This window comes from Pseudomonas sp. DWP2-2, assembly GCF_049897065.1.
GTDB lineage: Bacteria > Pseudomonadota > Gammaproteobacteria > Pseudomonadales > Pseudomonadaceae > Aquipseudomonas > Aquipseudomonas paracarnis.
Window position 1 is genome coordinate 166,734 of sequence record NZ_JAFCVN010000001.1, and the last position, 9,555, is coordinate 176,288.

Annotated in this window: 8 protein-coding genes (1 of these 8 cut by a window edge); 5 read left to right on the plus strand and 3 right to left on the minus strand. The window is 63.3% G+C overall.

Annotated elements, in window-relative coordinates:
- The first annotated feature begins 53 nt into the window (after positions 1–53).
- A complete protein-coding gene (locus tag ACP7CZ_RS00685; protein WP_294165466.1) occupies positions 54–2,816 on the plus strand; it encodes an ATP-binding protein in 2,763 nt (920 codons plus the stop codon).
- Here ACP7CZ_RS00685 and ACP7CZ_RS00690 read toward each other — a convergent pair.
- Positions 2,763–4,217, minus strand: coding sequence for a winged helix-turn-helix domain-containing protein (locus ACP7CZ_RS00690; protein WP_236455378.1), 1,455 nt, complete (start codon positions 4,215–4,217; stop codon positions 2,763–2,765). The genes ACP7CZ_RS00685 and ACP7CZ_RS00690 overlap by 54 nt on opposite strands.
- 150 nt (positions 4,218–4,367) lie before the next feature.
- Complete coding sequence (locus ACP7CZ_RS00695) at positions 4,368–5,318, minus strand: GlxA family transcriptional regulator (RefSeq protein ID WP_294169538.1); 951 nt, start codon at positions 5,316–5,318, stop codon at positions 4,368–4,370.
- Between the two features lie 181 nt (positions 5,319–5,499).
- Here ACP7CZ_RS00695 and ACP7CZ_RS00700 point away from each other — a divergent pair, with 181 nt between their 5' ends.
- Both ACP7CZ_RS00700 and ACP7CZ_RS00705 read left to right on the plus strand, forming a co-directional pair.
- Complete coding sequence (locus ACP7CZ_RS00700; protein WP_034127388.1) at positions 5,500–6,222, plus strand: pirin family protein; 723 nt, start codon at positions 5,500–5,502, stop codon at positions 6,220–6,222.
- A 145-nt stretch (positions 6,223–6,367) separates the two neighbouring features.
- Positions 6,368–6,754 (plus strand): hypothetical protein, encoded by a 387-nt coding sequence (locus tag ACP7CZ_RS00705; RefSeq protein WP_078467263.1) that lies wholly within the window; start codon positions 6,368–6,370, stop codon positions 6,752–6,754.
- 109 nt (positions 6,755–6,863) lie between these two features.
- On the opposite strand, the gene ACP7CZ_RS00710 is transcribed toward ACP7CZ_RS00705, so the two are convergent.
- On the minus strand, positions 6,864–7,334 hold the full coding sequence (locus ACP7CZ_RS00710) for an Lrp/AsnC family transcriptional regulator (protein ID WP_014718112.1): 471 nt from the start codon (positions 7,332–7,334) through the stop codon (positions 6,864–6,866).
- A gap of 123 nt (positions 7,335–7,457) precedes the next feature.
- On the opposite strand from ACP7CZ_RS00710, the gene ACP7CZ_RS00715 reads away from it, so the two are divergent.
- Together ACP7CZ_RS00715 and ACP7CZ_RS00720 are read left to right on the plus strand one after the other, a co-directional pair.
- Positions 7,458–8,702: a methionine gamma-lyase gene (locus ACP7CZ_RS00715; protein ID WP_200583069.1), complete on the plus strand. Its 1,245-nt coding sequence runs from the start codon at positions 7,458–7,460 to the stop codon at positions 8,700–8,702.
- Between the two features lie 217 nt (positions 8,703–8,919).
- Positions 8,920–9,555 carry the 5' portion of a LuxR C-terminal-related transcriptional regulator gene (locus tag ACP7CZ_RS00720; RefSeq protein ID WP_426173521.1) on the plus strand. 165 nt of this gene lie beyond the right edge of the window, so 636 of the gene's 801 nt are visible here — the first part of the coding sequence; its start codon is at positions 8,920–8,922; its stop codon lies beyond the right edge, outside the window.

Genomic DNA, 9,555 nt, shown 5'->3' on the forward strand with positions numbered 1-9,555 from the left:
TGCACGTACCTGGAATATGCTGGTCGCTCCCTTCCTCCAGAACCTGGGCAGCCATGAATGACTTGAGCGACCAGGCCGTGCATTTCGGCCCCTACCGCATCCACCCGCGCCAGCGCCTGGTGCTGGAGGCCGGCCGCCCGCTGCGCCTGGGGCGGCGGGCGGTGGACATTCTGCTGATCCTGCTGGAGCACGCCGGCAATGTGGTGAGCAAACAGGAGTTGATCGCAAGGGTCTGGCCCAAAAGCGTGGTGGAAGACGGCAACCTGCGTGTGCACATGGCTGCGTTGCGCAAGGCGCTGGGCGACGGCCAGGCCGGGCAGCGCTATATCGTTACGGTCGCCCAGCGCGGCTACAGTTTTGTTGCGCCACTGAGCATCGAACCCATGACGCTGCCCACCGACGGTGCGCCCAAACGCCCCAGCCATAACCTGCCCCTGCGGCGCACGCGCATGATCGGCCGCCAAGCGCTGATCGACGCCCTGGTACAACAACTGCCGCAGCAACGCTTTATCACCCTGACCGGCGCCGGAGGCATCGGCAAGACCACCGTCGCCCTGCGGGTCGCGGAATTGCTGATCGGGCATTACCGCGACGGTATTCACCTGCTGGACCTGGCGCCGCTCAGTGCCGCGTCCATGATCCTGCCCAACCTCGCCGCCCTGCTCGGCCTGACACCGGGCGAGAATGCCTCCCTGGCCAGCCTCGCCCGCAGTCTGCAGGCACGCCAGATGCTGCTGGTGATCGACAACTGCGAGCACCTGCTCGACGACATCGCCCTGATCAGTGAAACCCTGCTGCGCCATGCACCGCACCTGCACATCCTCACCACCAGCCGCGAAGCCCTGCGCGCCGAAGGTGAATATGTGCAGCGCCTTGAGCCGCTGGCCTGCCCGCCCGCCACCGGCAACCGCGCCCAGGCCCTGGGTTACCCGGCCATGCAATTGCTGATCGAGCGCGCCATGTCCCACCAGGAGAGCTTTGCCCTCAGCGACGCTGAACTGCCCCTGGCGATTGATATCTGCCAGCGCCTGGACGGCATTCCCCTGGCGATCGAACTGGTGGCCGCGCAAATCGAACGGTTTGGTTTGCCGGGCCTGCTGGTGCAGATGGAAGACAACTTTCGGCTGCTGACCCGCGGCCGACGCAGTGCCCTGCCCCGCCAGCAGACCCTGCGCGCCACGCTCGACTGGAGCTTTGACCTGCTAACGGCGTGCGAGCAAATCTGCCTGCGCCGCCTGGCGGTCTTCCGTGGCGGCTTCAGCCTGGTCAGCGCAGCGGCGGTGATCGCCGGGGAGCAAGTGGCCCCCGCCGAAGTGCTGGGCTCCATTACGCAACTGGTGGCCAAGTCGTTGTTGAACGTGGAAGCAAGCGATGACGAGATGGTCTATCGCCTGCTGGACATCACCCGCACCTACGCCCTGGAAAAGCTCAGCCAGGCCTGCGAACTGCATGCCACACGAGAGCGCCACGCTGCACGCTGCCTGGCGCTGATGGAACAGGCCCAAGGCGACTGGGACCTGATCGCCACACAGCCGTGGATCGACCGTTACGCACCGCTGCGCGAAGACGTGCGTGCCGCCCTCGACTGGGGCTTTGCTGACGACGGTGCGCAGCTGCTGGCTATCCGCCTGACGGTCAGCGCGATGCCGCTGTGGCAAGAGTTGTCGTTGCTGCGTGAGCACGGCGGCTATGTGGACCAGGCGCTGGCGCTGATCGGCCAGGTCACCGCGCCCTGCACGCAATTGACCCTGCAACTGCAATTGGCCCTGGGCAGCCTCTCCTACCACGCCATGGGCGCCGCACCTCGGACCATTGCGGCATTCGAGGGTGCCGCACGCCTGGCCGAGACAACCCAGGACCTTGGCGGCCAGTTGCGGGCGGTCTCCGGGCTGATGGCGGTGAACCTGTGCGCCGGGCGCTACGGCCCAGCGCAGGCGCTGAGTGTGCAGTTCGAACGCCTCGACCCACGCACCGAGCCGTTGCTGGGCCTTAGCGCGCAGCGGCTGCGTGCGCTGGGTCAGCATTACACCGGCAACCAGACGCTCGCCCGGCACCACGCCGAGCAGGTGCTGCAGCGCATGTCCCAAAGCGGTCACGTGAACCGCTTTGCCTTCGGGGTTGGCGTGCAGTACGACCAGGGCGTCGCCTCCTTGACCGTGCTGGCGCGAATCCTGTGGTTGCAGGGCTTTCCCGAGCGCGCCTGGCGCACCGCCAGTCAGGCTTTGGAGTTGGCGCTACAGATCAACCACGGCACCTCGATTTGCTACACCCTGGCCCTGGCTGGGGTGGTGATCGCCCGCTACAACGGCGCCGAAGACGACGCCCAAGCCCTGCAAAGGCTGCTGCTGGAGCAGTCGCACAAGCATTCTGTGCAGTTGTTCCAGACCTGGGCCGGACATTACGCCAGTATTCTTGGCCAACCGGATTGGCAGGGCCTGGGCCTGATCCAAGACACCTTGATCACCTTCGGCACCCATGCTGTGGATGTGCCAACCCTGGAACGCGCGCGCAGTGGCGCGGCGGGCTGGTGCGCCCCGGAGATTCTGCGGGTGTACGCCTTGCAGCTAGAGGATGAGCACACCACTGAAACCCTGCTGCTGGAGGCGCTGGGCCTGGCGCACCAGCAAGGAGCCCTGGCCTGGGAGCTGCGCTGCGGCGCAGCCCTGGCGCTACTGTGGCAACAGCAGGGGCGCATTCAGCTCGCCAGGGACTTGCTCAGTTCAATCCACGCACGTTTCAGCGAAGGCTTCGCCACTCAGGATCTACTGCGCGTGCGCTGCCTGCTCGACGAGTTGCAGGACAAACGGCCGGCCTGAGAACGCCCCCAGGCAAGGCGCGTAGCCCTGCTGCAAACGCGCGACCTGACGCGGGTCGCGCAGTTGCCCCAAAGCGTAGCTGCGCACACAGTTGAGCAGCCGATAGCGCGCCGGACCCAGGCCGGGCTCGACGCTCAGCAGCGAGACGTTGACCAGGCGCGCCAGCAGGTAAGACAGGTCGGCATGTTCGAGCTCGGTACCGGTCACCAGGTCACTCAGGGTGGGTAAGGTGACTGCCATCTTGAACAGACTCAATTGCAGAAACAGCCAGCACTCCGGCAGGCTCAAGCGCTCGTAGCTCCAATCCAGGGCCGCGGTCAGTGAGCGATGGCGCTCCACTGCCGTGCGGCGCCCACGGGCCAGCACTTGCAAGCCTGTGCGTACTTGCGTCTGCACACCGCCGATGCCCAACGCATCCACCTGGGCGGCCGCCAATTCCAGGGCCAACGGCAGGCCGTCCAGACGCCGACACAGGTCGCCCAGCGGCGCCAGGTCCTGAGGCCGCAAATCAAACCCCTGCTGATTGGCACGCGCGCGCGCCACGAACAGTTGCACCGCAGGACAGGCCATCGCCTGCTCGACATTGGCCAACGCCTTTGGCGGCGGCACTGCCAGCCGAGGCACGCGCACTATCCACTCGCCAGGGGCCAGCAAGGCTTCGCGACTGGTGATCAGCACGCTGATGCCCGGCGCCGCCTCGCGCAGCGCACGCATCAGTTGTCGACACGCGCCCAGCAGCAGGTCAGCGCCGTCGAGTACCAGCAACACGTGGCGCGAGGCCAGGCGCCGGCCCAGTTCGTTGAGGCTCGCGGGCGTCGAATGCAACTGCAACACCCTGGCCAGGCTACCGAGCAGTTCGCTCGGGGTTTGCACAACGGCCATGTCGACCCACCATACGCCGTCGCGATAACGCGGCAATACCCGCTCGGCCAGGGCCAGGGCCAGCGTGCTCTTGCCAATACCGGCCACGCCTGTGAGGGTCAATAACCGCTGCACAGGCAACCGTCGCGCCAGCACGCCCACCAGTTCATCTCGCCCCCACACCGGGCTGAGCCGTGCAGCCAGGTTGTGCTGAGGCAGCAGCGTCGGCAGCGCGTCCTGCGCAGGCGCAGCGAAGCAGTAACCGCGCTGGGGGTGATTGAGGATCCAGCGTTGGCCGTCAAGGGCACGACGCAGCGCGGCGATATGCACACGCAGGTTGCTGTCTTCAACGACGCTGTTGGGCCACACCCGTTCGATCAAGGTCGCCTTGCTGACGAAGTGCCCGGGCGCTTCGAGCAGTACTGCGAGAATATCCAAGGCTCGCCCGCCCAGTGGCACCGGCCAGCCCGCCTTGCTGACCAACCGCTGCTGCCGATGAAAGGTGTAGGGGCCAAAGCTCACCGCCGTACCATTTTGCATGTCCGTCAAAGCGCTGAAACACCCGTGCTTGAGTGCCTGCGCATCCTTTTTCCATGGGCTCGACGCTATCTTGCCAGTTGGCGATGACAGGACAATGCTGGCACGGGGAGCGATACGGACAATCGGGTGCCTGAGACGGACATGGTGTCGTTAACTGAACTGTTGTCGGTATTGGGTAGGGTTCAGCCCGAGCTTTTCGCTGAACAGAAAACGCATATGCCGCACGCTGCCAAAGCCTGCGTGGAAGGCGACGGTCTTGAGCGGCAGGTCGGTGGTTTCCAGCAGGTGCCGGGCCCGGTCGATGCGCGCGCCCTGCAGGAACGCCATGGGCGTCATCTGCACGTCCTTGGCGAACAGCCGCGCGAAGTGGCGTGCGCTCATTCCGGCCAACTCAGCCATGGACTCGATGGTAAAGGGTTGATCCAGATGCGCCAGGACGTGGTTCTGCACGCGGGTGATCGGAGTTTCCTGAGGCGCCACGGCGGCAGTCATCGGGCTGAACTGGGCCTGGCCGCCCTGGCGCTTCATCACCACCAGCAGCACTTTGGCCACATCCACCGCCACTTGCTTGCCATGGTCCTGGGCCACGACCGACAGGGCCAGGTCGATACCTGCGGTGACGCCGCCAGAGGTGATCAGGCGCCCGTCCTGCAAATAGATGCGATCGGTCTCGACGATGGCGCTGGGAAACGCCTTGATCAACCGCTCGGTGTAGTGCCAATGGGTGGTCACGCGGTGCCCGTCGAGCAAACCTGCGTGGCCGAGCACAAAAGCGCCGGTGCAGATCGAGCCAAAACGCCGAGCCCGTGGCGCCGCAGCTTTGAGCCAGGGCAACAACGCGGGGTGGCATTCGTTATAGGCGCCGGGGCCGCCCGGCACCAACAGCAGGTCATAAGCCGCCTGGGCCTGTTCCAACAGCAGGTCGGTCTGCACGCTCACGCCATTGGAGGCCTGCAACGGACCGGGCTCAGTGCCGAGGGTCAGGATCTGGTAGTGGTCGGCCGCCGGCAGGTAGCGGTTGGCAATCGAAAACACTTCCAGCGGCCCGGCCATATCGAGCAGCAGGAAGTCCGGGAACAGCGCCATGGCCACGGTTTTCATAAGCGGGAAATGTCCATCGAGAAGGAGTGCGACGGGCATTATGGCACGACTTTAACTGTCAACTTTAAAGAGACAGTTATTCTATTTTCATCTTCTTAATCAATCATTCGTTAACCATTAACCTTCTTCTCAACGCAAGCGCTCTGCATCTCGCAGCCCGCGCTCACTTGAGGACTGGACCATGCTGACCCTTCGCAAAGCTTCCGAACGCGGCGCCGCCAATCACGGTTGGTTGAAGTCGTTCCACACCTTCTCTTTCGCCAACTACTGGAACCCCAAGGAACAGGGTTTTTCCGACCTGCTGGTGATCAACGATGACCGCGTCGCCGCAGGCAAAGGCTTCGGCCAGCACCCGCACCGCGACATGGAGATCTTCTCCTACGTGCTCGAAGGCGCGCTGGAACACAAGGACACCCTGGGCACCGGCTCGGTGATCCGCCCCGGCGATGTGCAACTGATGAGCGCGGGCAGCGGCGTAGCCCACAGTGAGTTCAACCACAGCCAGCGTCATGGCGTGCACTTCCTGCAAATCTGGATCGTGCCCAACGAAGCAGGCGCCAAGCCGCGCTATCAGCAGGAGCACTTCACAGAAGCGCAAAAACGCGGGCGTTTGCAGTTGATCATCTCGCCGGAGGGCGCCAACGGTTCGCTGAAAGTGCGCCAGGACGCACGGGTGTATGCCGGGCTGTTCGACGCTGACGAAAGTGCCCGCCTGGAGCTGGCACCGGATCGCTACGCCTACATCCATGTGGCGCGCGGCAGCGTTGAACTCAACGGCCAGCGCTTGCAGGAAGGCGACGGTGTACGCGTACGGGACGAACGCCAGATCCGCCTGAGCCACGGCGAAGACGCTGAAGTACTGGTGTTTGACCTGCGCCCCAACGAACTGCCGCAAATGCCATGACGGCCGCAGTGATGGTCCCGCCAGCGGGACCATCGTTGGCATCGATAGTCACCATCAGCGCAATGAAGTTCTCTAAAAAAATGCAACGCGTAACATCAAACCCATGCCAAACGGCACCCAACTAAAACACTCGGAGCACATCATCATGAAACGCCAACTCTTGCTTAGCCTCGCTTTCTCGGTACTCGCTGCAAACGCTTTTGCCCACCCGGTTGTCGCTGAGGGCGGCGCGGATCGCCTGATAGAAACCCGTGTTGCCGAAGGTGGCGCGGATCGTCTGCAAGAACGTGGTTTGGCTGAAGGCGGTGCTGATCGCTTGCAGGAACGTGGCCTGGCTGAAGGCGGTGCTGATCGCTTGCAGGAACGTGGTCTGGCTGAAGGCGGTGCTGATCGTCTGCAGGAACGTGGCCTGGCTGAAGGTGGTGCCGATCGTCTGCAGGAACGTGGCCTGGCTGAAGGCGGTGCTGATCGTCTGCAGGAACGTGGCCTGGCTGAAGGCGGTGCCGAGCGTCTGCTGAGCACCCACGTATAACCCCGCACTGTTGGCGGGACACCCCAAACCGGCCTGATCAGCCGGTTTTTTTTCGTCTTCGATTTGCCTGGGCATCCACACGATGTCGACTGAAGCGCTAAGCCGTGCCTCAACCCGGCAGCGGAATTACCCGCAGCGGCCTTACCGACTTGTAGGAAAAACTCGAATAGATCTCCTTGACGCAAGGCAAGGTCTGCAAGACCTCTCGGGCAAATTCACCGAACGATTCCAGGTCCTTGGCCACCACTTCCAGCAAAAAATCATAGCGCCCAGAGACGTTATGGCACGCCACAATTTCTGGGATGGCCAACAGACGTTGCTCGAACGCCCGGGCAATTTCCTGGGTGTGGCTTTCCATCATGATGCTGACGAACGCGGTCACCCCATAGCCCAGTGCCTTGGGCGAGAGAATCGCCTGGTAGCCACTGATCACCCCACTTTCTTCCAGGGTGCGCACCCGACGCCAGCACGGTGAAGTGGTGAGCGCCACCCGCTCGGCCAACTCGGCCACGGTCAGGCGGGCATTGCCCTGCAGCGCGTTCAAAAGGGCTTTATCGGTGCGGTCCAGCTTGATGGGCATAACGTGCCTCTAATCATTATTTTTATCGGTGTTTGATCCACAAACGCAGGTTTTTCCGGGCTTTTTTGCAAGGTTCATGCGTGGTTATGAGCATAGCATTGTAGGAAATAAGGAGCGCCCGACATGCACAATAAACACACCACATTCGGCTTTTCCACCCGTGCCATACACCACGGCTATGACGCCCAGGACCACCACGGCGCACTCGTCCCGCCGATCTATCTGTCTGCGACCTTCGCCTTTCCCACCGTCGAATACGGCGCCGCCTGCTTTGCCGGCGAAGCCAGCGGCCACTTCTATACGCGCATTTCCAACCCGACCCTGGCCCTGCTGGAGTCACGCATGGCCAGCCTGGAAAACGGCGAGGCCGCCGTGGCGTTCAGCTCCGGCATGGGCGCGATTGCCGCGACGTTCTGGACTCTGTTGCGCCCGGGCGACGAGATCATCGTCAGCCAGACGCTCTATGGTTGTACGTTCGCCCTGCTGCACCACGGCCTGAGCGAATTCGGCATCAAGGTGCGGCATGTCGACCTGACCGACCTCACCGCCCTGCAAGCAGCGTTCTCCCCGGCCACCCGCATGCTCTACTGCGAGACCCCGGCCAACCCCAACCTGCGCCTGATCGACATCGCCGCCGTGGCCGAACTGGCCCATCAGCAGCCAAATGTCACCGTGGTGGTCGATAACACTTATTGCACCCCCTATCTGCAACGTCCCCTGGAACTGGGTGCCGATGTGGTGGTGCACTCGGCCACCAAATACCTCAGTGGCCACGGCGACATTACCGCAGGCATCGCGGTGAGCAACCAGGCCCTGGCGCAGCGCATTCGCCTGCAAGGGCTCAAGGACCTGACCGGCGCGGTGATGTCGCCCCAGGACGCCGCATTGCTGATGCGCGGCCTCAAGACCCTGGGCCTGCGCATGGAGCGCCATTGCAGCAACGCCCAAGCGGTGGCCGAGGCGCTGCAGGCGCACCCTGCGGTGCAGTGGGTAACCTACCCCGGTCTGCGTTCTTTCCCACAATACGAACTGGCAAACCGGCAAATGAAACTGCCCGGCGGCATGATCGCCTTTGAACTCAAGGGCGGCCTCGAAACCGGCCAGCGCTTCATGAACGCACTGCAACTGTTCACCCGCGCAGTCAGCCTGGGGGATGCCGAATCACTGGCCCAACACCCGGCGAGCATGACCCACTCCACCTACACGCCCGAACAACGGGCGCAGCACGGTATCAGCGAGGGGCTGGTGCGTTTGTCGGTGGGGCTTGAAGACGTTGCGGACCTGCTGGCCGATATCCATCAGGCCCTGGCCAAGTGCAGCGCTGCCAACCTGCGGCCCATTGCGACAGCGGCGTATGCGATGAAATAGCGTCCAACCCCATGGGTTATGCGGTGCCTGGGCGGCGGTCGGAAGGATCCGGCTGCCGCTCTGCCTGTTTAATGTTTTTTTTCGCAGATTGGATCCCCCTCCTTTAGCCAGGCTGTACTAGCATGTCAGCGGCGGGACGCACTATCACTGCAGGTTATTCACATTAGTTACCTTCTTAACCCCCGTCGCTATAAGGCCCAATACCTGCACGAAACTCATGGACGAATTGATGAACTCACACCTGTTCCCACAGATAGGCAAGGTCATCGCCAGCACCGGCAGCCGCCATTTCCCACGCATGCTGCATGACCTGATCCTCACCCAATTGGCAGTGGACGCCACCCATATCACCCAATTGCAAGTCAGCCGCGAAGGCCTTGGCCGCCGCAAGATCAGCCCGGTGTACACCGATTCGGCGGCGGCCCTGGGCAGCGAGCAACTCGCCGCACAACTGCACCTCACGCGCCGCAAGGACGATGTGCGCTATGTGCTGTCGGTGTATCGCTCGCACCCGTCCGACAGCTTTTCTGCGCAAGAGCGCAGCATGCTCCAGGACTTCTCCACGCTGTTGCTGCCCATGGTGGAAAAACACATCACCGCGCTGCAGCCCTCGCTCCCGGACAGCCCGTGCGCAGTGCCTCAACCCCAGGGCATCGACACCTTGCGCCGACGCATCCAGGAGCGCCTGCTGCAATCGGGGCTGACCTTGTCCAACCGTGAACTGGAAGTGTGCGTAGGCCTGCTGGCCGGGCGCACCGCGCCGGAGTTGGCCGAGCAATTGGCGTTGAAGGTCAACACCATCGAGAGCTACCTCAAGCGTGCGGCGATCAAGTTGGGGATCAGCGGGCGGCAC